Raw genomic sequence first — 24222 nt, forward strand, 5'->3', positions numbered from 1 at the left:
CGCTATTTCTGCTCGTTGGGGCTGGTCATCGCCTTGGCGGTGACGTCGCCGGTCAGGGTGGAGTGGCACGCGGCCAGGTGCTGCGCCGCGCGCTGGTGGAACGCGGGCACGGTGTCGGCCTCCTTCAGGAAGGCCCGGTATAGGACGTAGTCCACGAGGGCCGGGGCGTATTCGCCCTCCGGCGCCAGGTCCTGATTGCCCATGTCCTTGGTCACGGCCGCGGGCAGCTTGGCGTACAACAGTTCGATGACCACGCCGGCGCGCGCAGGCGGGTACACCTCGAACTGGCCGGGGCTGCGTTCGTCGTAAAGGAAGTGGCGGATCTCTTGGGCCGGCGCCAGGCTGCGCCAGTTGGGCCGCACGCGGCCAAGCGCGCCGGCGACCGCCACCGTCACAGCTCGCTGCCGCTTGGCGGATATGTTTCGCGGCACATCGAACAACAGCCGGGCGCCGCCCGGCAATTTCTGCCGCGCACCCTCGGCGCAGGTGAAGTCCTCAGACGCCTCGAAGATATCGGGGCGCAGCCTGTACGCCTCTAGGCGGGCGTCGCTCAGCCACTTCGGCAGCTCGTCGTCCTCCCAGTACACAGCGTCCGCGTCCTGCAAGATCGTCCGCGCGCGGTCCAGCACATCGGCCACTTTCATCGGAATTCGTCTCCACCCGTGCGCATGCGCCGCTTGGCAAACCCGCGAGCGCCCTCATCCGCCAGGCCGCTGCATACCTGATCGAAGGAGCTCAGATAGGCGGCCGCCCGGCCCGGGTCTGCATACCCGGCCTTGTGCTGGTGCAGGCGCGCCAGCGCTCCGCTTGCCAGTTGCTCGGCGTAGCGGTTGAGCAGCACGTCGGGCAATTCGCGCGAGGTGCGCGTGGGTGCGTACGCAACTTCCAGGCGCAGCGCTCGCGGCGCCTTGACCGACACCGCCGGCACCAGCTGGACGAAGCCGGGTAGGCGGCAATAGAAGCGGCTCACCTCAGCCGTCGTACCAACCTGGCGCCAGGCCCATCCCGCCGGGAACATTTCCTCGAGTTCGGGCCGGGTCGCCGGGTCAATCCGGCCCTCGGGAAGCCAGGCGCCGGTGACATCGACGATCTGCGTGTCCGCCTCCGGCGGATCGAGCTCGTATTCGGTCGTGCCCGGAACCAGCGTCAGCGGGTCCAGAAAGGCGCGCAGCAAGCGCGTGCGTGTGCAGAATTCGACGGCAGCATCCAGGATCGCATCTTCAACCGCCGGCGCCGGCGCGCCTTCCACCAGCGGCAGCACGAACCGCTCGAAGTCTGCGAGGGCAGCCATTAGGTGGGCTCACCCGCCGCGCGGGAGTTGGCCAGGCTGACGATCTGCTGGATCATTTCGTCCTTCTTCAGGGCGCCGTCCAGCTGATGGTTGAATTGCCCCAGGGCGAACGTCTGGAGGTCTTCCTTTTTCATGCCCTGCAGGTTCGGCATATTGAACGGCGGGACCTGGCTTTGCTCGGCCGACCGCGGGGTACCGGCGTGTTGCTGGGTCGTGAGCACCAGGCCGACGCTGGCCGGGTTGTCTTCCGCCTCGTCCCAGGCTTCGCGCCAGACGTCCTTGTAGGGCGTCAGCTTGATGGCGATCAGCGGCGGCACAAAGTGAATCTGCCCGCGCTCCCACACCAGACCGGTGCCCGCCACCGTGTCTTTCTTCTGAGCCTTCGACCCGATGTACATGATCGGGATCGGATTGTCCTGTTCCATGGGGAACTCCAAAAAGATGGGGCCAGACGGTCACCCGCCCGGCCCCGAACGCCGCTTGGTGCGGCGAGACAGCCCCGAAATGGGCTTAGGCGACGCCGACCATCTGACCGTTGACCACGGCCGTCAGCTGCGGCGTGCCGGTGACTGCCGCACCGCTGATCGTCGCGACCAACTTGACCGGTCGCTTGAACAGGATGGGATGGGCCTTGGAGTCCACATTGCCCGCCGTGGCGATGTCGGCGCCCGCGAGCCAGGCGTCCGGATCGGCGAGCGGGCCGTCAGAGGCGTCGTAGGGCTCGAAGCCCAGATCCACCTTGACGCCCGCGCCGGCAGCGTCCGCAACCAAGCGCAGCGCGGTCACAACGACGCCAGCGGGGATGACGCCCAGGTAAACCTTGTCGCCCACAGCTGCGGCGTTGCGATAGCCGTAGGTTTCCACCCAGGCATTGCCGAAGGCCTGCGTGTGCAGAGGCTTCGCGTTGTAGTCGGGAGAGTAGCGATCCATGAATTTCTCCAGTTGCACCGGAGCAGGCGGCCTTCCCGGCCGCCCGCCACCGATCAGGTGTTGAGGTTGACGACGGTGTCGAGCACCATCACGCCGTGGTCCGTCGGGATCTTGTTGCCGCGCGCGTCGGGAACGGAGAAGCGCAGCTTGGCCTTGCCGCACATGACCTCACCCGCCACCTCGAGGTTGCGCTCGAAGTTGTAGCGGTTCTCCATCCAGTTGGCGTAGGTGTCGGAGCCCTGGTTCTTGCCGTAGACGTGGGCGAGCGCCTGCGCGCCCAGCAGCATGCCGCGATCGACGCTGTAGCCCGGCTGGAGGGCCGGGATCGTGACGGAGGCCTCGGCGGCCGTGGCCTGGCCGGCCTGGGTGCAGTACTGGACCGTATCACCCGGATTCAGGCGGATGGCACGGTCCATCTTGCGCACCAGGATGTTGTGCCAGATGCCGGCCTCGCCCGTGAACAGGGGGTGCTTCTTGGGGCCGGTGAACGACGACGCGCGGTTCCAGGCATTCTGGAGGAACGTGCGCCATTGCAGGCTGTTGGCCGCGGTGTTGGTCAGGATGCTCTGCCACATGCGGTTCGTGACCAGCAGCAGATACAGCGGCTCGTCATCGGCAGCGGCGTCGCCCGCGATCTTGATCGGCTGGAGCTTGAACTCCATGTCGTCGATGATCGCGCCCAGGTGGTCCAGGTGCTCGAGCTTGAACGTGTCCGTGGTGTCGATCGAGCCCAGACCCTGGCCGCCCTGCACCAGCGACGTGCCATCGGCAACCCAGTGGCGGTTGTAGGTCGGCGCCTTGACGGGGTTGATCATGATTTCGCCGAAATCCGGATCGCTCGCCATGGGCACCACCCAGTCCGTGCCCACTTGCGAACCGCGAGTGCCCGCCAGGTGCACGATCGTGGACTGGTCGTTAAAGCGGCGGAACCAGCCCTGCAGGTTCGCCATCGCCAGGCCGCGCAGATTGTGCACGGTACGCTGCTGGGTCATCTTGCCGCCGGCATCCACCACCTTCGTGGCCAGGTCGATGCGGATGTCCATGCTGGACATATCCAGGCGCTCGCCTTTGCCCTCGGCCTGCTTGTCGCCCATGATGGGCTTGCCGCCGGTCTGGTTGATGAGGTCGACGCTGACCTGATCGCCTTGAGACTTCGTCAGGTCCGTCACGCGGACCAGGGGCATATCCGGGCTGGTTTGGCCTTTCAGCTTCGCCTCGGCCGCCGACTGCTTCGGCGCCGCGCCGGTCAGGTTGTTCATCAGCGAGGGCTGACGTTGGGTGTTGGCAAACAGCGCCGCGCCGAAAACCTTGCGCGCGAGCGGCGAGCCAACGGGAACAGTAGTTTGGGACATATTGCCTCCAGTTCGTGGGATTTACGAAGAGAGGCGCGCCAGCTGCGCTTCGATTTCGTCCGGCGACAGATTCATGAAGTGGTCCGTCAAGGCGCTGCCCGACAAGGCCGTCATGGCGTCGGTCGCGGACGCGGCGGCCGGCTGGCCGCCCGGGATATCGGAAAGCGTGGAAGGCCCCGATGCTTCGGCGGTCGCTTTCGCGACGGCGCTCGCAACGCGTGCGGCTTGATCGGCTGGCTGCTGCGCCGGGGCGGCCTTGGCCTGGCCGGGCAGCTCGATCGCGCCGTTCTCGGCTTCGTACATTCGGAGCGCCGCATCGAACCGCTCGGAGAGCGGCTTGTCCTTCCATGCCGGCTTGGCGCGCAGCATGGTGTCGATGGCGGCGACTTCGTTGAACTCGGCCGGGGCGGTGGCACGGAGGTGGGCAAGCTTGGGAATGGACAGGATGGTGTCCTCGACGGACACCAGCGCTTGCACCTGCAGCTCACGCCGCGCGGTTTCGGCTTCTTCGGCGGCGGGCCGGCCGGCGTCCACCTGGTCGCTCAGGCGCTTGGCCAAGGCGATCAGGTTGTCCATCCGGTTGGCGACGTCGGGAGCTTCTTCGCGCAGCTGTTCCAACAGCTGCTCGTCGACGATCTCATTCAGATCGAGCGACTTGGTCGCCTTGCCCTGTTGGGCGGCGGCCTGGTCCAGTTCCAGCTTCGCGGTCAGATCCCGCACCATCTGCTCAGCGCGGATAGCGCGCTCGCGCTCCTGCTGCAGCACCTGGTACGGGATGACGTGCTTGCCGTCCTTCGCCTGCACAACGGCGTCACCCTGCTGCGGCGCAGCGGCGGCCTCATGTTGCGTCCCGTCCTCACTGGTGCCGGGCGCTGCACCGCTGGTATCGCCCTGGGGTTTGCCGCCGGCATTCGCCGCGGCGTCATCGTCGGACGTCGTCGTGCCGGCGTCTGTGGTGGCTTCCTGCCCACCTACCAGCGCCGCCAGCGCGTCTTCCGACAAGCTGAGGGGGTCGCGCAAGACCGCATCGAGGTTTTCGATGGGATTGTCCGTCGTGTTTTCCGTGCTCATGTCTTCCTGCTCCTAGTTCTCGGATAGGTCCGTGGGTTGAAACGAAAAAGCCCCCGGCGATTGCTCGGCGGGGGCCTGTGGGTGCCCGTGTCCCTGGGCGGGGAATTCGTATCGGTGCGCTACCCGGCCGTGGGCTGACGAGTGCCGAGCCGTGCCAGGACCTGGTCGACCTCATCGGTCAACTGCTGGAACCGCTCCTGCATCTGTGCGCCGCCCGTCTGGGCTTCGGCGCGGATGCGGGCGCGCTCCGTTTCGGCTTCTTCGTGCATGGCGGTCTGCTGCAGGCGGGTCTGCCACTCGGACGTGCGATCGGCCAGCTGCTGTCGGAGCGCCTGCATCTCGCTTTCGTAGCGCGCCAGCGCGCCGTCGACTTGGCCCACCGTGTCGGTATCGCCGGCGGTGCCCGCTTCCTGGCGGATACGCTCGGCCTCGGCCAGCAGCTTTTCCGCGCGGGCCTGCCGCTCGGCGATCTTGGATTGCGCGTCTTGCATTGCCGCCTCGGCTTGAGCGTTGGCGGCCTTGGCGGCCTGCTCCTGGGCGGCTTGGGCCTCCGGCGAGTTCGGGTCGGCCTGGATGCCCAGTTGCGCGCGAAGGAATGCCGCCATTTCCTTGCGCTTGCCGAAGTCGGACATTTCAAGTGCGAAAGGAATCAGCAGCGCCTGCATGTTTGGCGGCATGGATTTCAGGATCTCGGAGAACGCGGCAAACTGCTGAGCGCGGTACGTGGGCGTGCTGGGCACGTCAGACAGCGCGACCTTGACCGGCGCCGTCTGCACGTCGTTCTCCTTGTATGCCTCGCCGGTCACGGGATCCTTGCGCGGGATGTTGACCGCCACGCGACGCTTGACCGTTCCGTTGTCCACCAGAATTTCGGCCTGGCTGGTCATGTCCTCTTTGATGAGGTCCAGCAGCGCGTTGCCCACGCCGCGCCGGGCCACCCGGTAGTTGTCGTTGATCTTGGCCAGCGTGGTGACGCCCTGCTCTACCAGCGACTGGATGGCCAGGCCTGAACTGGCGTTCGACTGCTGGCCCATCATGGCCGCATACACGCCGGCGGCCTCCTGGATCGCTTGCTTGCGCTCCTGCATGATCTGGAACTGCTGCTGGGACAACTCGAAGTTGCTTTCGACCTTGATGTTGCCCTTGGCCGCCCTGGGATTCGTGACGATGAAGGCGTCCGCCCGGCCTAGCTCGCGATTGGCGTCGCTCATCGTGTTGTACTTTTCGTCCAGCGCGTCGGAGTCGATGAACGTTCGGCGGCTGTTGAGCAGCCACATCATGCGAGCGGCGCGGGCGTTGACCTCGTCCTGGGGCGACAGCATCGCCCGGATGATCCCGTAGGGCACACCCGTCAGGTCCTCCCGGTAGCCGAAGAACGGGATGTACGGAAACCTGCGGCGGTTGGAGCCCCGATCCAATACGCGGATCGGGCCGATGTGGAAGGCGCAGCGAATCTTGTCGTAGACCGCCAGCTTTGGCTGCACGGCGCCCGACGCGACCAGCGCGCGATGAACCTGGTTCTGCTCGTTGAACTCCAGCGTGCGGCCGCCGGGCAGCGCCAGCACCAGGCCGCGCACCCAGACCCGGTACCAGACCTCAAAGCACGTCACCACGCGGCGCTCGACGTCGCGCCAGTCCAGGTCATCCCAGGTCGTGCGCGTGCCCTGCCCGAGGGAATTGAAGAAGTCCGCGGACATGCGGGCTTCGTTCGTCAGGTGATCCGTCCAGTCACGCCAGTTGGAGGCGGCCAGGATCATTTCCCGGTGTTCAGGAAAGAACGCGGCGATGTGGTCGGCGTCGTACCGCTTCTTGCGCACCACGTACCGCGCGTCGCTCCAATCCAGAGCACGGCTGCGCCAGTCCCAGAAAATCTCCGACCGCGGCACGCTCGTGACGCGGTACGGGTAGTTGAACGGGTTGCTGTTGCGCGAGACCTCAACGACTCCAAAGCCGGCCTTGATCTGGCTGGCGTACGCGTCCGACGTGGCCGTATCCGCCTGGGCTTCGCGTTCCGTCTCGTGCATCTTGGCCGAAAGCGCCTCGGCGACGTCCTGGTACCGGTCATCGTCGGCGCCTACGCGCCAGTCGGTCCTGGTCTTGGCCTCCATGCCCAGCACGGCGTTCACGGTGGGCTGGATGAGATTGGTGACCAACGGGCCCAGGCCCTTCTCGTCCAGGCGCGCCAGCGTCTCCGCGTCCAGCTGGTTGCCGTCGTAGTAGTCGCAGGCCTTGTCCGCCTCGCGGCGCCAGCTGGGCTGATCGCGAATCTCGTCCAGCCAGCGTTCAAGCTGCGACACGGACAGCGCGCCGGGTTCGGCCGGCGCCTGATCGCGGGCGTGCGCGGTCGCGCCGTCGCTGCCATCGAGGAGGCGAAAGCCGGTAACGGAAGTGTTCATGCGCGCCAGGATTCCCGGTGTCGTTTGAAGTTTGAGGGCACGTTGTTGACTGCGAAGCGCAGGGACATCACGCCATAGCGCGATGCGGATATGACGTCGTCGTCGATCTTGACGATGGCGCCGTCCTTGCGGTGATAGGTGCGGTACTCTGACAGCCACAGCTCCAGGTGGGAAAACACCTTGAACCGGCCGGTCATCATTCGGTCCAGCATGATCTGGATGCCAGCTTCCACGCCGTTCGAGCCGTCCTCGAACTGTGCCCGCTCGGGCAGCATTGCCACTTCCTGCGCCAAGTAGGCATCCCGCATCGGAATGCCGGTGTCCTTCTGCGCCTGCAGTGCATCATGCGGCCATGCAACCGGGATCCACTTGCCGCGCGCCTTGATGGCGCTGGCGTGCACGGACACCGGCTGTTTTCTCTCGGCGTAGACGTCGTACACGTAGACGATATCGGCGTCCAGGTTGTGCGCCAGCCAGGCGCCGGCAGTCGGGTGATCCCAGCCCAGGTCCAGACCGCAGATGCGCGGCCAGCTGTCCGGGATGTTGAACGGCGGCACCACGATGCTGGACTCCGGCACCGGGAACACTGCCCCCGAACCCAGCACCGGCTTGCCGTAGGCGCGGGCTTCGCGCTCGTGGTCCGGGTAGCTGGCCAGGATCGCGTCGGCCTGCTCGCGGGTGTAGTGCTCGGCATCGTAGATGCCCATGAACACCACGACCGTGCCGGTGTGCTTGTCGATCAGGAACCGCTTGACCGTCGCCGACATCCCCATCAGGGGCGTGAAGGTCATGTACACCGGGCCCAACGTGGTGTTGGTCCGGGTGATGGCCTCCATGTAGATGTCGTGCGGCGGCTCCTCGTCCAGCCATACGAAATCGAGCGTTTCCGCCTGGAACTTCGCCCGGCCCTGCTCGTAATTCCGAAAGCCCAGCACGCTCTCGCCGGCCTGCACGTCGCCGCCGCCACCGTGGCGCACCACGATCATGGACACCGCGCCCGGCACGCCAGCGAGCGGCGCCACTTCCTTGATGGCGTCGGCCGGGATGGCGCCGGTTCCGCGATCGCTCTCGACGCCGGGGCGGCCCAGCAACAAGCGCTGCATGCCGTCCCGGGTCAGCGCAGCGGACACAGAAGCCGCCCAGCCCGCCGTCTGCTTCTGGAAAACCTTGCCTTCCCACCAGTCCGGGTAACGCCCGGTCAGGTGCATGGCCGTCTCGTACGCGCCCGAATAGGTCTTGCCCAGCTGGTTGCCGGCAGAGAAAAGGCGCTCGCGGTATGCGGCGCCCTGTGCATGGAACTCCCTCTGCTTGGCGTATGGCCGGTAATACTTGAGCCGGTTGCGCTTGGCGCGCCAGGCACGCTCCTGCAGTGCCCGGGCCAACATCACGCGCGGATTGGACATCAGTGCATCGTGGGTCCCGAGCCGGCCGCGCGCAGCTGGGCGAGAACCTTTTCCACCGGAACGCCTTCGGCCTGGGCGATTTCCTGGGCAGCTTGCGCGATCGCGGCATCCAGCTCGGCGTCGGACTTCTTGTCCAAGTCGCCCACGCGCAGTTCCTTGCGCTCCACGAACATGCCCAGGTGACGCCCGATCAGCTCCAGGTTGGGCGTCTTGGGCGCCAGCTTGAGCGTGAAGTTGCCGTTGCGGTCCCAGGACCAGCCAATGACACAGCGCCGCACCTGCTCCGGCAGCAGCTTTAGGTCGCGCGGGCTGGTGATGTCGCGGACGGTACCGTCGGCCTCGGTCACGACCAAGTCGGCCGGATCGTAGAAGCCCATCGCCACCCATTCCTCGAGCACGCGCTTGGCGGTGACCTCCAGCTGCGCCGACAGCTTGTCGCGCAGGGCCTGCACCGCGGCCGCGACGTTAGCCTGCGCTAGCAGTCGGGAAGCGCCGCTGACGGCTGCCGCGCCGCGCGCCGCATAGACGGCCTCGTAAGCCTTAGTCTGGTTCGTGAAGCCCCCGGCGGCGAACTCCTCCACGAAGCGCCGCTGCTGCGGCGACAACGGGCTATCCGCAGACATCATGCGGCGGGCAGCGGTCGACAAGGCGCGTTTCGTGCGCGCAGGCGTCTTCCGCGCCGGCTTGGGCGCTGTGGGTTTTTTGGAGGGCATGGGAGGGGGAGAGAGCGGCGGAGAAGGCAACAAAAAACCCCGCTCGGCTTGCCGGCGGGGTCTTGGGCGCACTGATGACCAGTGACAGAATGAGGCGGATTTTGCGGATGCAATCCGCAAATGTCAAGCCGCGACCGCCATCTCGCCCACGATTTCGGCCTGGCGCAGCACGGCTTGGACCTGCTCCATGGCCTTGGCCTCCTCGCCCTTCTTCCCTTCGTCGAACTCGCCCCGCCCTTTCCGCACCAGGCGCGCGCCACGCAGCCAAAGCGTAATTTTTCCGTTCTGGTCGGTGACGGTGCGCTCGCTGATGCCGGCCTTGCTGGCCAGCTCGGAGAGCACAATGCGCGGCCGGTTTGCCTTGGTCGCGAAATACCGCATCACCAAGCCGTCGCGGACAACCCGATGCACGACATGACCCGACAGCACGCCCGCACCCATGGCGGCGTCAGACACGACGCGGACGGATTGCAGCCACTCGGCATTCCAGACTGCGCTGTGGCAGCAGGGGCACGGCGTGGTTTGCGGCAAGAATGCCGCCTCGAGGATTCGCTGATGCAGCGGCGACAGCGCTTGCAGTTCGCGCAGGATGAAGCCCGCCTGCGCTGCGCCGTCGACGCCGGCCAGGCCGCGACCGGTGCGAGGCGTGCGGTCGGCCATCTTCACCATGGCCGGCCTGTCCAAGGTGCCGCTGGAGTAGTTGAAGGCGTACGTGAGCGCCTGGTGGGCACCCTTGAAAAGCGGTTCGGACACTGTGCGCTCCTGGCAATCGAGAAAAATTCGTGCGCCGGCCTGCCGGGCCAGCTGGTCATTCCTGGTCATGAAACCCGCCATTGCGAGGGCTTCGCGCGCCTGCCAGGCTCTGCACCGGCGGCTGGGCTTCGCCGACTCGCTCGAAGTTGAGGCCAAGGCGCGACGCGAAGGAAAGCGGCTTGCGGACGACCGCACCGGGCAGCACCTGCACCTGGCTGGCGTGCACGGGCGTGAGCGCCGGGACGTCGGGCGCCGGCGCGGGCGTGCTGCTGGCGCAGCTGCTACTGGCGCTGCTGGTGCTGGTGTTGATGCCGGCGCCGGCGGACGGCGTCTCGGCTGCGGCGGTGGACCCCGTGCTCAGCCACCGGGCATACGCCTCCGGCTTCGTCGCGCCTACGCCTATGCGCATGGCGCTGACGCACTCCCACCATTCCGATCCCGCCGGGCGATCAGCCCACAAGCGCAACCGCGGGCGGATGACCCCAGGCGCTGCCGTCGGCGCGCTCCGGCTGCGTTTCTTCGACGACTCACCGCGCTGTCGGCGCTGCTCGGCCTGCACGATCTGCCAGACTCGCTCCGGGGTAATGCCAAACTCCAGGCCCAGGTCCGAAGGCCGCTCTCCAGCCAGCCGTCGGCGCGTAATTTCGGCGTTGCGTGCTGCAGTGCTCATGCGCGCGCCTCCAGCCCCAGCGAGCTCTGGCCGGCATCCGCGCACACGCGGGAGATTTCCATCGCAACGCCGGGAATGGCCGCGTATCGCTTGCGCACGACCATATCCACGACTTGCGTGTCGTCATGCCAAACGACGCCGTTCAGCGCGTCGAAGATCGCCTTGATGACATTGTCCGCATCGGGCTTCTTGGTCGGATATTCCGTGCCAGCCAGCGCTGCCAACTGCTTGCGTTTCGGCCAGGATTGCGGGATAGGCAGCCTGATCTCCATGACCGTCAGCACCGGCCCCTCGAGCAGCAATCTGCCTGCCATGGCCTGGCGCGCTGTCAGCGCTATGACGCCCTCGTAGCTGGCAGTTTTCTCGGGCGTGTACAGCTGGATGTGTTTGCCCCGGGCCGCAGCGCGCGGACGGCCTTTGCCCACAGGCACGCCGGGAATGTCGAATTTCAGCATGTGGCTCCCTCGCTGCGCAGCTCGCGCAGCCATTCGATGCGCGCCGCCGTCTTCTCCGCCGGCGCAGGTTGATGGGTCCGGCATTGCCGGGGAAATTCCGGGCTGACAAACGTGCCCGGGCGGTCGGTCATGTCGAGGCACCGACCCAGGCCTTGCGCGGCCATGCCGGTGTGATGGCGCAGCGTGAAGCGCTCGCAGGCGACGCACTGCACGGTGGCCGTCATGCGCGCACCCCGTAGTCGGCCAGCAGTCGGGCGCGATCGGCTTCGGTCAGGCCTGCAGCCGCATGCACTCGCGCTTTGAACGCGGGGAAGATTTCGCCCTGCTCTTGCGCGATGCCCAGCTCCTGGCCCTTGGCTGTGATTCCCGACGCGGTTGTGGCCCAGGCCAGCGGATCCGCCGCTGCGGCCGGCCGTGGCTTGCCGTTCACGACGCTCTCGCCCTTGGGCGGGTGCAGCACCTTGCCCACGAAGACGTCGAGGAAGCCGGGCGTGATGGGGCCGGGGTCGCCTGTGGCCTCCCGGTCCAGCACGGCCAGGTCGTAGGCCTCGGCCAGCTGCAGGCCGGTGGCGCCGGCCTCGAGCCAGGCCGCAATGCGCGGGTCGCTGCCGTTCGTGCCGCGTGGCTGCTTCCCTCGGGCCTGCTCTTTGCGCCGCAACCAGATCGCCACAGCCATCGCCAGTTCTTGCGCTGTCTTGCCCTCACCGAGCGGCGGCAGCGTGCGGTCCGCCTCGCGTGCAGGCGCCTGCGCGAGAGACGCCGCCGCTGCTTCTTTTTCTTTTAAATACTGTCCCTGTCCCTCTCCCTGTCCCTTGGAGTGCGTTTCCCGAGGGACATCCGGGGGGTGTCCAGGTGGACCGTTAGGCCTTTCCTTGGGGACATCAGCACTTGTCCCTCGGACAGACAGGGGTTGTCCCTGAGGACAACCGAGAGACAGCCATTCGTCCAGGTCTGGGACAGGATGGCTGGTTTCGTGCCGCTGGTTGTGCTTCTTGATCCGCGCGCATTCGGTCTTCCAGCGCTGGACCATCTTGGCGCGCCAGGCCTCCATGGCCTTCTCGGCGACGACGGGGTGATATAGGCGGCCATCCGCGCATTTCACCCAGCCTCGTAGCGCGCCTTCACGATGACGCATCCATTCTTTCGTGACGCGGCCGAAGCCAGCCAACTGCGCCAGGACGTCGTTGTCGTCCGGCAAGCTTGCCGCCGGCACCTGATGCCAGGACGCGCACCACAGAAGCACAGCGCAGCGGAAGGCCTCACCGTCCGCCTTTACTGCAAGGTCGCTATCGCGCAGCCGCAAGACGTCCAAGGGCATAAAAGCGAAATCCCGCAAGTCGCAGTCACGGGGCGTCATAGGCAGCGGAAGTTGCGCAAGTTCTGTCATAACTCCCGCCCTCCCGCGCTAATATGGCGCGGCTTTTGCGGAATGGGAGAGGTCGGATGAGAAGCTATGCGCGGACGCTCAGTACAATCGTCGCATTGGGGATCGTGGGATTCTTTGCAGCTATCGGAATCATGAGCGTGCTCTTCAGCGCCAGGACCGACAGCTTTGTCCCGACTACCAGTGCAGATGCGGCGAGTTGGGTACAGGCGATTGGTTCGATTGCTGCGATTCTCAGCGCGTACCATCTGGGGAGTCGGCAGGAAGCCGAGGCTCGTAGGCGCACTGAGCGGCAGGCCACCGAAAAGGCAGATCGTCGAGCCGCTAACCAGCTGTTGATTGAAAGCACGTGCAGCCGTGTCCTGATGACCGCATACAAGCTTATGGAGAAGGCTCCCAGCCACGCTACCGACATCGTGATTCTGGCGAGCATGCGCGAGACGACTTCCGGGCTCGAAACTCTTCGAGGCATAGAGCCGCAGGAATTTGATCATCCCGGTAAGGTGGTTTACCTCACCTCCATTCGTGCAGGATTGGAGGCGCTGCTGACGGCACAGCAAAACTACGCCAATATCCTGAACGAAGGCGCGGGGGAACCTATTCCGGCGGAATGGTTTCAAGACCCCGCCACCCTTCCGTCGCAAGTAAAAATGTTGCGCGCTCACGAAGAACTGCGGAGCCGGACCACGGAAGTTGCGATCTTCATAGAACGAGAGCTCACGCGGCTCCGCCAGCAGCCTGCTGGATCGCCGCCAAGCGCCGCTGAGACGTAGTATTCGGCGATCAGTAACCACCATACTTATCGCGCTTGAACGGGCGCCACCTTGCCTCGCCACATTTGGCTTTGCGCGGGTGCAATCTTCTAGACGCGGTATACATGCCGACGTCGAATCCGCGGCTTTATCACTTCGCCCCTCTTGTGCGTTAGCCGGCGTGTTCGCCTTCGACCGTCGCCTCTCGAATGCGCCAGCGGCACTTTCCCGAATGGCGTCGCGACCGCAATCCGCGCTGACGCACGCGAGCCCGATAGGATACGATTTCGCGGAAATTACTTGCGGACGAAATATATGTCGAAACGCTGGGGCACTCTGGAGGAAGCGATCGGCGTCGCCGGCGTTGCGATTGGAACCGCCGTGGCCATTTGGGGTTGGCCGACGTGGCCATGGCCTGACGCCAACGGTCAAACTTGGGCGGCTTGGGTCCAGGCGATAGGATCGATCGCCGCTATTGCCGGAGCTTTTGTCTTGGGCAATTGGCAGGCAAGAATCGCTCGCGAGACAGCTCTCGAGCTGGAGCGCACACGGGAGAGCAACCGTATTAAAGGCCTCGCGGGTGTTTACAACCACCTGCTGAAACTGTCGTACAACACGCTCCGCCACCTGCAGGAAGCAACCCCGCAGAGTTTTCCCGATGTGTGGAATGGGCCAGTCAGCGGCTGGTTGAAGAGCGCCATTGAAGCGGCATCCCAACTTCCGCGTCATGACCTCGGTACGCCCGAGCGGATTTTTTGCGCCGTGCGGATACAAGATATGGCAGCGAGCGTGTACGAGCTCGCGGCCGCATGCGCAGCTAAGGGGCCGGATTTTGAATTCCCCAGATTCACCGACGACGCGGCACTCGACAATGTGATTGACTTGTATCTGGCGGTACTTGCCGACTTGAGGGAGGAACACTTGGAGCTGTATCGATAGCTGAGGTTGCAAGCGCATTTGTAAGTTGCAGTGCGGGCCGCGGTCGGTATGGCAGTTGCTGCCTTGGGCGAGTCCGCCCCGCTGGGACGCGCCCCCGATGAACTTGGTGCCTTGCGACGAGCGCCATGCATGCTGGTGCCTCCGCTGCCTGTGCCGGCAAACAAGCGAAAGTTCCCGGTGTCGGATCGGATCATTGCGTCACGCCACCGGATTGGCGCGAGCGCGTACGTAGCCCAGAGCGCCGAACGCGTGCTGCTCCAGGACGGCGCGCGCGTATTCGGCCTTGTTCTTGCCGCTGACCGTGGCGAGGGCCGCGATCGCGTCGTACAAGTCGCTGGTGCAGGGGATATCCAGGCGCTCGGTGCATTTGCCCGCGGCGGACGTTTCAGCCGGGCGCGATTCGAGGGAGTGCAGGACGGGGTTGGTCATGGGATTCCTATCGGAAGTTGTTCGGCTTGGCCCCGCTCAGCGCGGCGGGCAGAATGCCGACATGGACATAGATCAAGGGGAAGGATCGAAGCAGCCAACGCCTACGCACGGGCGGCGCGGCATCGCTACACCTGATTGCGTTGAAAGGTTTCTCCACGCGTCTTGCCCAAGCGGCCTCTACATCGCCCGTTAAGACGGCAGTCACGAGGCTGTGCCCTGGCAAGTGGACGCCACCGGCGCTGGCCCGCCGGTCACAAGCATTCGGTTGGATCGGACCTACCCGCGGTCGCGCCTTACGCACCCTCCTCCTCCAGGACCGTGGTGCACCCGTCGCCGAGATCCGCGTGTACGCCAGCTCGCTCGGGTGGAATTCCATCCCACGGGTTGGGATATAGGGAGGGACAAAGCTGATGGGGCGTCTTTCGCCACCCGGTGAGTTCAGCTAAGAACAACACTCGGCCGGGCGGCAGCCCATGCAGCCATTTGGATACAGCCCACGCAGTGAGCTGCTTTGGGTAAGCGCGCCTGGCTACGGCCGTCAGCCCTCCGGCGATGTCGATTGCCTCGGCGATATGTGATTTTTCGTCCATACACGCAATCCTACTACTTAAAGTAGAAGTTTCCAACTACCCAAAATAGAAATGACCGCCTGCGCTGCGACTGTTAGATTTCTACCTATGGTAGAAAGAAACAAACTGCCGATCAGATATCCTGAATTCGCCGAACGCGTCAGAGCCGCGATGGCAAATGGCACGTGGGAAGTCCAGGGCATCGTCGATGCCCTGAAACGCGCTGGCGTGCGGATTACGTACGAGATGGTGCGGCGCTACACGTTGGGGCAAGCCATGCCCCGCCCTGACAAGATGGGCGAGATTGCCAAGATCCTAGGAGTCAGCGCGAGCTTCCTGCAGTACGGTACTGAGGACAGCCCTGGGGCTACCCCTCGCTCGGAGGAGGCACAAGGTGCCGATAGACACGGCTCGTGCTATCCGTTTATGCGGATCAGGCCGGAAGAATATGCCGCGCTTGATGACGATGTGAAAGACGACATTGAAAGCATCATCGAGTTGCGCATCAATAAGTCTGCTCGCGGCTCAAAGGTCGGCCGCGGACCAGGCCCGCGCACCGGCACGGAGGGAGCGTAGCTCCGGAAGCGCCTCGCACCATTCTGTCAATCAAAGGCAATGTGGTCTACGCGCGATTTGGGACGAAGTTTTCGCCGGTTTGTAACCAAAAACGATTTTTGTAGCTATTATTTTGCGGTCAATCAACGACCGCCACGCCACTGCCTCGAATGAAATGGGACCAACGATCCACACTTACTACGACAATCTGAAGGTTGCGCGCAACGCTCCCGATTTCGTGATTCGGGCGGCCTATAAGGCTCTCTCCCAGCAGTACCATCCCGACAAACATGGAGGTTCTGCGGCTGCAGCGAATGCAATGCGACTCATAAACGAGGCGTACGCGGAGCTCTCAGATCCTGCGCGTCGCGCTGCACATGATGCTTGGATTGCGCAGCAGGAAGCTAAGGAAAGAGTCCAAAATCAACCGAACGTTCGCAGCCAAGGCGCTGATCCTTCAGGTTCAAAGCCCCAGGCGGCCCCACCAAGAAAAGAGCCGTCGCCGCAGCCACCTCCGCAAGCAAAAACGCGATCAGGGTGGTCCTCCGGTTGGTCGTTTGGCGGTGGCTTCCTGGTATTGCTCGTCGTTTTAGCGTTGATAGAATCGAAGGGATCTAACACGCAACCAACTTATAAATCCCCGCGGCCTGCGGAGGCGTCCCATCCGAGCCCGAGCTCGGCTCGTTATGGATCGAACTCCGCTGCCGCTGTACCACCGTTCGTCAATCGGTCTTCAGTTCCCGGTGAGGCGGCACGTCAGCCGACCTTCATGCCGACACCAGCTCCCGCCCCCGTTACAAGCCAATTGCCTAGGGGAAGAGTTAACACAGTGGAGCTGAATGTTCGTGCCGGTCCAAGTGCCAACCATGACGTGCTGGCCAGGCTCCGTTTCCTTGATACGGTGTCGATTGAAGGCCCGCCAAGCAGCGGCTGGATTCCTGTGTCGCATCGGGCCGGATTTGGGTATGTCAACGCCACGTACATTCAGGCGGGATCGGACGCGGATACGCTTCGGCAACTCTGCCAAGACGACGGTGCACCCGTGGGTTCCGGAACAGTTTTGAAGCGGCCGAACGGGAACGGAGACCATGAACTGCGCATTGTCGCGAACGGTGACCGCGATGCGCTGGTGAAGCTCAAAGACGCGCAGGGTCACACAGCGTTCAGTGGCTACGTCAGGCGCGGACAGACCTATACCTTTCAAGGTATCCCGTCCGGGGTGTACACCGCTTGGTTCGCGACAGGAGCCGCCTTTAGCCCGAAATGCGGGCGGTTCCTTCATGACATGAACGTTTCATACGATCCCACGCCTCGCCAATTCAAGACAACCCAATCAGGGAATCTCGCATACTCGACCGTTATGGAGTACTCACTGCAACTCCAGCGAAACGGAAATTTCTCGCCGAGTGCGGCGGACCCCGTCGCATTTCTAGCAGACTGATCGTCTGTAAGCCCCGCCCGGGGCTTTTTTTTTCGCCCGCATTTTTGCCGCTTCTAAAAGAAGCCTGACACCGGCCTTCTACTTTTAGTTGTTGACTGGAATTCTACTTTATGTAGAATTCAGTCCAGTTTTCTACTTTAAGTATTGGAGACGACCGATGCGACGCATCTGGGCACCACCCTTGTCTTCGGCACGCGGCGACATCGTCGGGGCCGAGTCCCCAGTAATTCCACTTGCCCCAGCCGAACTCACCGATGCCGACATTCTTAGCGTCCTCTGCGACCTGTTCGCCGGCCGCGCGGCGCGCGCATTCGGCGAACCCATCGCGTGGTGGACCGAAACGCTGCAGTGCGACTTGCCGCCCACCGCCGCTGCCGGCGTCGCTCTGACCGCCATTAGCAAATGGCAGTTTGATCGCGACGCTGGCGCGGCAGGTGTGAAGCAGCTGCAGGACGAACTTGTCCTGCGTGCCCGCCAAATTCTCGGCAAGGGTGGCCAGCCGTGACCACCACCGCCCTCCTCCTCGTTTCGCTTGCTTATGTCGTGGCGCGCGTCGGCGACGCTGTCATGGCCCACCTGCGCCGTGCTGATTCCTGGATGCCCAAAGCATGACCGCCACCGCGCTTTGGGTCCTGCTCGCCTTCCTTCCCGTCAGCGACGTCCGTGCGCCCGTCGTGGTGATCGAGCGTTTCCCCAGCCAGGCCCAATGCCTCGACCTCCTCGCTGTCTTCCCGCCCACCGATCGCGTCAGCTTCGACTGCCTGCCCTCGCGCCGAATTGAAGCCCGCCCTTTCCCGGAGCCTCAGCAATGAAGCACACCCGCAAACTGATCCGCGCCGATGGCGCCGAAACCGTCCTGCACGGGCCTCACGCCATCCAGGACGTCTGCCAGATGCTCGGCGCCGAAGCACTGGACAGCGTCAGCCTCGCTGACCGCGTGCACGTCATGCTGGTCGACGACGAAGGAATTCGGAAGAACCTGCCCGTCAACCCGGCCGCGACGCGGCTCTACCAAGACGCCCGGGGCATTCCCCATCAGATCCGCGGCGACGTCGTGATCGTGCCCGACTCGGACTATGCGAGGCACGCATGATCGCCCGTCGCATTGTCATTCTCTGGCGCCGCGCGCGCCGCGCAGGCCGGGATCTGGACCTGGCCGGATACGCCGCGTTCGCCGTCGGCGCGCTGATGTTGGCCGCCACCGGCGTAGTTGGTCCAACCCTGGACGCCCAGCCGGTGCAGCAGGCCGGTGCCGTCCACCACGCCGCTCGCTGATGGGGACCGCCATGCAACCCAACGTTTTCACCGTGCGTGCGTCCAGCTGGGGCCGCCTTTTTGATTGCGCCCATGCTTGGGAAGGCACGCACATCTTGGGTATGAAAAAGCCTGCAGGTATGCGCGCCCTGCTGGGCACGGCCGTCCACGCCGGAACCGCCGCCTACGACCTGGCCCGCCTGGAAGGCAAGCCCTGCACGCCCGACGAGGCCGCCGACGTGCTGGTCGACGAGTTGCACAACCCCGCCTACGAGGTGGACCACACGCAGGACGGCCTGCCGCTGGCGAAAGCCGAGCAGATCGCCTTGACCATCCTGGTCAAGTACTGCGCGGACGTGGCCCCGCAGTTTTCGTATATCGACGTCGAAACGAAGCTGGACCCGCTCGATATCGACTGCGGCAACGGCATGACCGTACGGCTCACCGGCACGATGGACCGGGCGCGCGTGGCCGAAACCGAGGGCGGCATTGTCGTACCCGACGTGAAGACCGGCGCCCGCGTCGTGCAGGACGGCAAGGCCGTCACGCAAGGTCGCGCCGCGCAGACCGGCACCTATCAGCTCATGTACGAGCACACCAAGAAGGTGCGCACGGTCGGCTCCCAAATCATCGCCCTGTCCACCAGCGGTAGCGCGGCCACGGCCGTGAGCCCCGTTTTCGACGCCCGCCGCGTCATGGTCGGCGAGCCCGATCAGCCCGGCCTGCTCGAGCACGCCGCGGCCATGTTCCGCACCGGCCTATTCCCCCCGAATCCCTCCAGCGTCCTTTGCAGCCAGAAGTACTGCGCGCGCTGGTCCTCCTGCCTTTTCCGATAACCAGAGGAGCCCCGCATGTCCCTCCACCCCGTCAGCCGCGACGTGTTCGTCCGGCGCACCGACAAGGCCGGCAAATCGGTCGTTACCCAGCACCTGGCCTGGGACCCGGCCGAATTTCTGGTCAGCCAGGTCAAGCAGTACGACAAGGAGGCCAAGCCCGACGAGCGCCAGACCGTCGCCATGGCCACGGCCGCCGAATACCACGACTACCGCGCTCAACAGAAGAAAGGAAGCTAACCATGAATCAGAACACAACCGTCCAGAGCCTGCGCGCCGCGCCTGAATCGCACATGCCGATAGTGGCGCCCGGCTTCGGCAGTTTGCAGGGCTTCGAACTCATGCAGCGCGCGGCGCGCCTGCTGTCGAGCAGCACCCTGGTGCCCGTCGCCTACCGCCAGACGATCGAGAAGCTGGACCGTTACGGAAAGGTGAAAGAAAGCCGCGAGAACCCGAACGCGCTGGCGAACTCCGTGGTCGCGCTGAATATGGCGCAGCGGATGGGCGCCGACCCGCTCATGGTCATGCAGAACCTCTACATCGTCGAGGGCCGGCCTTCCTGGTCTTCACAGTGGATCATCGCCGCCATCAACGGGTGCGGTCGGTTCTCGCCGCTGCGTTTCAGGATCGAAAGTCGCGGCGAGCGGGAGGTCGAATACAAGACCACGTACTGGGAAGATAATCAGCGCCACACCAAGGTCGAGAAGGTCAAGATCAACGACAAGGTGTGCGTGGCCTGGGCGATCGAGAAGGAAACCGGCGAAGTGATCGAGTCGCCGGCCGTGTCGATCGAGATGGCGGTGCTGGAAGGCTGGTACACGAAGAACGGCAGCAAGTGGCAGACCATGGACGAGGTCATGCTCCGTTACCGCACCGCGTCGTTCTTCGGCAAGCTCTACGCGCCCGAGCTGCTGATGGGCCTGCAATCCGTCGAGGAGGCGCAGGACATCATTGAGGCATCGACGGGCCCGGACGGCACGATCAGCGTCAATGTGGACGAACTGCGCGCAGCTGCTCAGCCGACCCAGCGCCAGCCCGCGGCCTCGCAGGCAGACGCAACTGACATCGAGGCGCGCGAGCCCGCCACCCACCCCAGCACCACCCACGAACGAGTGCGAGCCGACGCCGGCAGTCAGGCGCAGGCCGCGGCAGCAGGCCCTGCCGCTCAGGAGGAGGACGCCAACGAGCAGCAGGCCGAGGTGCTGAGCGCCGAGGGCGATCCGGGCCTGGACCCGGCTGCAGTGGAACACCAGATCGCCAACGCCAAATCCCTGGACGTCCTCGACCTGGCCAGCGATTCGATCGAGGGGGTGAACGACCTGGCCGAGCGCGCGCGCCTGCACAAGCTGTACCAATCGCGTCGTGTCTCCATGACCGCAGAGCAGCAGCGCGCGCCGGCGTCCACGTCGCGCCGTCGCATGGCCGCACCCGAGTAACGGCCGGGGACCGACATGGTGTTTTTCCGCAACCTCTCGGTCTACTCCCTCCCTGCTGGGTGGGTGGTGACCCTTGAGCAGCTGACAAGCATGCTCGAGCGCTTTCTGTTCGTACCCACGACGGATCTGCAGGCCGAGTCTACCGGCTGGGCCCCGGTCCATGAGGGCTTCGGCGTGGTGCATGCCGTGCAGGGCCACCTGTTGCTGCGCATGCGCACGGAATCGCGCGTGATGCCCGCCAAGGCGATCGAACTGCAACTGCAGGAACTCGCTGAAAAGGTGGAAAAGTCCCAGGGGTTCAAGCCTGGAAAGAAGCAGCGCAAGGAGATCCGCGAGCAGGTCATTACGCAGATGCTGCCCGCCGCGTTCCGGCAGCAGGATGACGTCCTGATTTGGATCGACACGCACGCTGGCCGCCTTGGCATCGACAGCGCTGCGAGTGGCCCGCGGGATACCGCCATCAGTCTGTTGTGCAAGAGCATCGACAACTTCGTTCTGGAGCGCCTAACCGTCAAGACCGCTGCGGCTGGCGCGATGACGGGCTGGCTTGCCGAAGACGAAGCGCCGGAAGGCTTCACCATCGACACGACGGCGGACCTGCGCGCCACTGGTCAGGGCGCGGGCGCGGTGCAGTACGTAAACCGTCCGCTGGAGGCCGACGAGATTCGCCGCCACCTTCAGAACGGCATGCAATGCACGCGCCTGGGCCTCACCTGGAACGACAAGGTGTCGTTTCTGCTGGACGACGAGCTGGTGCTGAAACGCGTCCTTCCCTGCGAGGCCCTGCACAAGGATGTGGAGCGCGTTGCCAAGAACGACGCGGACACGTTTGAGGCGGACTTTTATTTGATGGCCAGCACTCTACGCCCGCTGATCGCGGACCTGGTCGACGTGTTGGGCGGCGAATGCGTCGACGATCGCCAGGGCGATATGTTCCGGACGGCAACCGGGCCGGCGCTCGTTAGCGGCGACGACGAACCCAATGTCGACCCGCTTCTGGCTCAGGCGCGCCACGTCATCGTCCAACACGGCCGCGCCTCAATTTCCCTCGTTCAACGCCATCTGCGCATCGGCTACAACCGCGCCGCGTCGCTCCTGGAGTCCCTGGAGCAGTTCGGCGTCGTTACGGCGATGCGCCCGGACGGCTCTCGCGAACTGGTTTTCCCAATCTGAGGAGCAATCATGCGAATCAACCGTATCACCATCGAAAACTTCCAAGGCGCTCGCGCCGTTGATCTTGAGCTGGGCACACCCGTTGCCTTGATCGCCGGCCCCAACGGCGCCGGCAAATCCAGCATCGCCGAGGCCGTGCGCCTGGCAATGCTCGGCAGCCCGGAGCGCGTCGGCCTGAAGAAGGAGTTTCCCGCGCTCGTCACCGATGGCGCGAAGCTTGGCGCCGTCACCCTGGACCTGGACGAAGGCGCGGTCGGTATCAGCTTGCCCAAGGGCACGCAGTCGGGCGAGGCCCTGGTGCCGCCATCACCCGCCCTGCCGTACGTACTGGCGCCCGAGCGGTTCGCCGCCGCCAAGCCGGACGACCGCCGTACGCTGCTGTTCACGCTCATGGGCACGAAGATCAAGCCGGATGACATCGAGCGCCGCCTGGTGGAGCGCGGGTGCGCCGCAAACCTGGTGACGCAGATCAAGCCCATCCTGCGCAGCGGCTTTGCCGCCGGCGCCGAGCACGCCAAGCAGGAGGCGACCCAGGCCAAGGGCGCCTGGAAGGCCGCGACCGGCGAACAGTGGGGAAGCCAGAAGGCAGAAGGATGGGCCGCCGAGGTTCCGCCGTTCGACCAGGCCGCGCTGGTAGGCGAGCGCGCGACGCTGGCCGGCGTGGACGCGAAGCTGGAACAGCACACCAAGGCCCTGGGCGCTCTCGAGCAAAAGGCCAACGCCTATGCGGCCGCTCGCGATCAGATCGCGGCCCGGCAGGCGCAGGCCGCGAAGCTGCCGGCGCTACGCCAGAAGCTGGAATTCGACCAGGCCGAATGCGCCAATCTGGCGGCCAAGATCGAAGCCCTGCAGGCCAAGGCCGGATCTGGCGCGCGCGAAGGCCTCATGCATGAGCTGGCCGACTGGCTGTACAGCGCCCTGAATTTCATTGAGGCAGAGGGCGGCGGCTTCGAAGCGTATGACGTGGCCGATGCCGCTCTGGGCAAGTATGTCGCGCAGTATGGCCCCATTGACGGCAAGGGCGATCCGGAGGCTGTCGCGGCCCTGCCGAAGGCGATCGAGGCCCGCGACCTGATGGCGCGCAGCGTCGAGAACGACCGGCGCGACATCGCTGCAGCAGAGGCCGCCGAAGCACAACTGCAGGATGCGGCCGCACCGGAGGCGATCCAGCCCGCCGACGTGGAGGCGGCACGCGCCAAGGTGACCGCACTGCGCGCTGAACGCAAGGCCGTCGACGACCGCGTCCAGGCCCTGCTGAACGCCAAGCAGGCGGCCGCCGGCGCAACCGAGCGAACGCAGAACGCTACGCGCTACCACGGCGAGGTGCTGGCCTGGTTGGCAATCGGCGACGCGCTGTCGCCCGATGGCATTCCGGGCGAGATCCTGTCCGAGGCATTGCAGCCTTTCAACGACAAGCTGGCCGAGCTGGCCACTATCGCCGGCTGGCGCGTGCCCGCGATCGGCGCCGACATGGGCATCACCTGGGAAGGTCGACAGTACCGCCTGCTCTCCGAGTCCGAACGCTGGCGCGTGGACGCTCTTATTGGGGCAGCGCTGGCCGTCGTTTCCGACCTGCGCTGCTTGATCCTGGACCGCTTCGACTGCCTTGACCTGCCCGGCCGCGGCGACGCGCTCGGCTTGGTCGACGCGCTGGCAGCTGACGGCCACCTGCACACCATCCTGTTGCTGGGCACGCTCAAAGCCGCGCCGGCCGCGCCCTCAGATGCCTTCACCACCTTCTGGATTGAAAACGGTACGACCGAGCAGCCCAAGCTGCGCGCGGCCGCCTGAAACAAGGACTACGACATGCAAAACCTCGGCTTCTTCTACGACACCGAAACGACCGGCCTGCCCCTGTTCAACCAGCCGTCCGAGCACCCCGGCCAGCCCCACATCGTGCAGCTCGCCGCTGCACTGGTCGACCTGGACACGCGCGAGACGGTTGCCAGCCTGGACGTCGTCGTCCGCCCGGACGGGTGGACCATCCCCGATGAGGTAGCGGCCGTGCATGGCATCACGACGGCGCACGCAGCCGCCATCGGTGTACCGGAGTCGCTGGCCCTCTCGTTGTTCCTCGAGCTTTGGGGCCGCCGCACCCGCATCGCGCACAACGAGCAATTCGATGCGCGCATCATCCGCATCGCCCAGCACCGCGCCGGCGAACTCGAACCCGAGCTGGACGCCTGGAAGACTGGCGCGGCCGAGTGCACGGCGCGCAAGGCGACGCCCATCGTCAAATGCCCGCCGACCGCAAAGATGATCGCGGCGGGTCGCAACCACTACAAGACGGCGAATCTGGGCGAAGCCGTGCAGTTCTTCACGGGCAAGCCCCTGGTGAATGCCCACAGTGCGATGGCGGACGTCAAGGGCTGCATGGACGTCTATTTCGCAATTCAGGACCTGCAGCGCGCGGAGGCCTGACC

At 65.0% G+C, this 24222-nt stretch carries 29 protein-coding genes and 1 pseudogene; 15 read left to right on the forward strand and 15 right to left on the reverse strand.

Annotated elements, in window-relative coordinates:
• Positions 1-2: 2 nt before the first annotated feature.
• The 14 genes from AC6CIE_RS21990 to AC6CIE_RS22055 all read right to left on the reverse strand — a co-directional run bounded on the left by AC6CIE_RS21990 (position 3) and on the right by AC6CIE_RS22055 (position 12352).
• A complete protein-coding gene (locus AC6CIE_RS21990) occupies positions 3-644 on the reverse strand; it encodes a phage adaptor protein (RefSeq protein WP_498093977.1) in 642 nt (213 codons plus the stop codon).
• Positions 641-1291 carry a hypothetical protein gene (locus AC6CIE_RS21995; protein WP_498093979.1) on the reverse strand — a complete coding sequence of 217 codons (651 nt, stop codon included), beginning with the start codon at positions 1289-1291 and terminating at the stop codon, positions 641-643. Before AC6CIE_RS21995 ends, AC6CIE_RS21990 begins: the two co-directional genes overlap by 4 nt.
• Positions 1291-1716, reverse strand: coding sequence for a hypothetical protein (locus AC6CIE_RS22000; RefSeq protein ID WP_338619018.1), 426 nt, complete (start codon positions 1714-1716; stop codon positions 1291-1293). Before AC6CIE_RS22000 ends, AC6CIE_RS21995 begins: the two co-directional genes overlap by 1 nt.
• 85 nt (positions 1717-1801) lie before the next feature.
• Positions 1802-2221, reverse strand: coding sequence for a hypothetical protein (locus AC6CIE_RS22005; protein ID WP_313619550.1), 420 nt, complete (start codon positions 2219-2221; stop codon positions 1802-1804).
• A 53-nt stretch (positions 2222-2274) separates the two neighbouring features.
• Positions 2275-3573, reverse strand: a complete 1299-nt coding sequence (locus AC6CIE_RS22010) for a phage capsid family protein (protein ID WP_498093981.1) — start codon at positions 3571-3573, stop codon at positions 2275-2277.
• Between the two features lie 21 nt (positions 3574-3594).
• Positions 3595-4644, reverse strand: a complete 1050-nt coding sequence (locus AC6CIE_RS22015; RefSeq protein WP_498093983.1) for a hypothetical protein — start codon at positions 4642-4644, stop codon at positions 3595-3597.
• A gap of 119 nt (positions 4645-4763) precedes the next feature.
• Entirely contained in the window at positions 4764-7040 is a 2277-nt protein-coding gene (locus tag AC6CIE_RS22020) for a portal protein (RefSeq protein WP_498093985.1), read from the reverse strand.
• Positions 7037-8443 (reverse strand): terminase large subunit domain-containing protein, encoded by a 1407-nt coding sequence (locus tag AC6CIE_RS22025; protein WP_498093987.1) that lies wholly within the window; start codon positions 8441-8443, stop codon positions 7037-7039. The genes AC6CIE_RS22020 and AC6CIE_RS22025 overlap by 4 nt, the downstream gene beginning before the upstream one ends.
• A complete protein-coding gene (locus AC6CIE_RS22030) occupies positions 8443-9090 on the reverse strand; it encodes a terminase small subunit (RefSeq protein WP_498093989.1) in 648 nt (215 codons plus the stop codon). The genes AC6CIE_RS22025 and AC6CIE_RS22030 overlap by 1 nt, the downstream gene beginning before the upstream one ends.
• Before the next feature lie 189 nt (positions 9091-9279).
• Positions 9280-9978, reverse strand: a complete 699-nt coding sequence (locus AC6CIE_RS22035; RefSeq protein WP_498093991.1) for a hypothetical protein — start codon at positions 9976-9978, stop codon at positions 9280-9282.
• Positions 9965-10579, reverse strand: coding sequence for a hypothetical protein (locus AC6CIE_RS22040; protein WP_498093993.1), 615 nt, complete (start codon positions 10577-10579; stop codon positions 9965-9967). Before AC6CIE_RS22040 ends, AC6CIE_RS22035 begins: the two co-directional genes overlap by 14 nt.
• Positions 10576-11034, reverse strand: coding sequence for a RusA family crossover junction endodeoxyribonuclease (locus AC6CIE_RS22045; protein WP_279211818.1), 459 nt, complete (start codon positions 11032-11034; stop codon positions 10576-10578). Before AC6CIE_RS22045 ends, AC6CIE_RS22040 begins: the two co-directional genes overlap by 4 nt.
• The gene (locus AC6CIE_RS22050; protein ID WP_498093995.1) at positions 11028-11258 is read right to left on the reverse strand and encodes a hypothetical protein; all 231 of its coding nucleotides are present in this window, start codon (positions 11256-11258) and stop codon (positions 11028-11030) included. The genes AC6CIE_RS22045 and AC6CIE_RS22050 overlap by 7 nt, the downstream gene beginning before the upstream one ends.
• The gene (locus tag AC6CIE_RS22055) at positions 11255-12352 is read right to left on the reverse strand and encodes a DUF1376 domain-containing protein (protein WP_498093997.1); all 1098 of its coding nucleotides are present in this window, start codon (positions 12350-12352) and stop codon (positions 11255-11257) included. Before AC6CIE_RS22055 ends, AC6CIE_RS22050 begins: the two co-directional genes overlap by 4 nt.
• Before the next feature lie 125 nt (positions 12353-12477).
• Here AC6CIE_RS22055 and AC6CIE_RS22060 point away from each other — a divergent pair, with 125 nt between their 5' ends.
• Together AC6CIE_RS22060 and AC6CIE_RS22065 are read left to right on the forward strand one after the other, a co-directional pair.
• A complete protein-coding gene (locus AC6CIE_RS22060; RefSeq protein ID WP_498093999.1) occupies positions 12478-13191 on the forward strand; it encodes a hypothetical protein in 714 nt (237 codons plus the stop codon).
• Between the two features lie 294 nt (positions 13192-13485).
• The gene (locus tag AC6CIE_RS22065; protein ID WP_498094001.1) at positions 13486-14109 is read left to right on the forward strand and encodes a hypothetical protein; all 624 of its coding nucleotides are present in this window, start codon (positions 13486-13488) and stop codon (positions 14107-14109) included.
• Positions 14110-14307: 198 nt separating this feature from the next.
• Here the strand turns inward: AC6CIE_RS22065 and AC6CIE_RS22070 are convergent, their stop codons facing one another.
• Complete coding sequence (locus tag AC6CIE_RS22070) at positions 14308-14538, reverse strand: hypothetical protein (protein WP_313619522.1); 231 nt, start codon at positions 14536-14538, stop codon at positions 14308-14310.
• Between the two features lie 677 nt (positions 14539-15215).
• Between AC6CIE_RS22070 and AC6CIE_RS22075 the strand changes: the two genes are divergently transcribed.
• The 13 genes and pseudogenes from AC6CIE_RS22075 to AC6CIE_RS22135 all read left to right on the forward strand — a co-directional run bounded on the left by AC6CIE_RS22075 (position 15216) and on the right by AC6CIE_RS22135 (position 24220).
• Complete coding sequence (locus tag AC6CIE_RS22075) at positions 15216-15683, forward strand: hypothetical protein (protein WP_498094003.1); 468 nt, start codon at positions 15216-15218, stop codon at positions 15681-15683.
• A gap of 154 nt (positions 15684-15837) precedes the next feature.
• A pseudogene (locus tag AC6CIE_RS22080) lies at positions 15838-16032 on the forward strand (J domain-containing protein); the annotation flags it as partial.
• A gap of 459 nt (positions 16033-16491) precedes the next feature.
• On the forward strand, positions 16492-17103 hold the full coding sequence (locus AC6CIE_RS22085; RefSeq protein WP_498094182.1) for an SH3 domain-containing protein: 612 nt from the start codon (positions 16492-16494) through the stop codon (positions 17101-17103).
• 157 nt (positions 17104-17260) lie between these two features.
• On the forward strand, positions 17261-17608 hold the full coding sequence (locus AC6CIE_RS22090; RefSeq protein ID WP_498094005.1) for a hypothetical protein: 348 nt from the start codon (positions 17261-17263) through the stop codon (positions 17606-17608).
• 103 nt (positions 17609-17711) lie between these two features.
• The gene (locus AC6CIE_RS22095; protein WP_498094007.1) at positions 17712-17915 is read left to right on the forward strand and encodes a hypothetical protein; all 204 of its coding nucleotides are present in this window, start codon (positions 17712-17714) and stop codon (positions 17913-17915) included.
• Positions 17912-18196, forward strand: a complete 285-nt coding sequence (locus AC6CIE_RS22100) for a DUF3846 domain-containing protein (protein WP_498094009.1) — start codon at positions 17912-17914, stop codon at positions 18194-18196. Before AC6CIE_RS22095 ends, AC6CIE_RS22100 begins: the two co-directional genes overlap by 4 nt.
• Positions 18193-18378, forward strand: a complete 186-nt coding sequence (locus AC6CIE_RS22105) for a hypothetical protein (RefSeq protein WP_498094011.1) — start codon at positions 18193-18195, stop codon at positions 18376-18378. The genes AC6CIE_RS22100 and AC6CIE_RS22105 overlap by 4 nt, the downstream gene beginning before the upstream one ends.
• Positions 18379-18389: 11 nt before the next feature.
• Positions 18390-19193, forward strand: coding sequence for a RecB family exonuclease (locus AC6CIE_RS22110; RefSeq protein ID WP_498094013.1), 804 nt, complete (start codon positions 18390-18392; stop codon positions 19191-19193).
• Positions 19194-19208: 15 nt separating this feature from the next.
• Positions 19209-19430: a hypothetical protein gene (locus AC6CIE_RS22115; RefSeq protein ID WP_498094015.1), complete on the forward strand. Its 222-nt coding sequence runs from the start codon at positions 19209-19211 to the stop codon at positions 19428-19430.
• A gap of 2 nt (positions 19431-19432) precedes the next feature.
• Positions 19433-20626 (forward strand): hypothetical protein, encoded by a 1194-nt coding sequence (locus AC6CIE_RS22120; protein WP_498094017.1) that lies wholly within the window; start codon positions 19433-19435, stop codon positions 20624-20626.
• A gap of 15 nt (positions 20627-20641) precedes the next feature.
• A complete protein-coding gene (gene rdgC / locus AC6CIE_RS22125) occupies positions 20642-21799 on the forward strand; it encodes a recombination-associated protein RdgC (RefSeq protein WP_498094019.1) in 1158 nt (385 codons plus the stop codon).
• Positions 21800-21808: 9 nt separating this feature from the next.
• A complete protein-coding gene (locus AC6CIE_RS22130) occupies positions 21809-23590 on the forward strand; it encodes an AAA family ATPase (RefSeq protein WP_498094021.1) in 1782 nt (593 codons plus the stop codon).
• 15 nt (positions 23591-23605) lie between these two features.
• Positions 23606-24220: a 3'-5' exonuclease gene (locus tag AC6CIE_RS22135; protein WP_498094023.1), complete on the forward strand. Its 615-nt coding sequence runs from the start codon at positions 23606-23608 to the stop codon at positions 24218-24220.
• The last annotated feature ends 2 nt before the right edge of the window (positions 24221-24222 follow it).

It is taken from the genome of Achromobacter sp. GQ309, assembly GCF_059759315.1.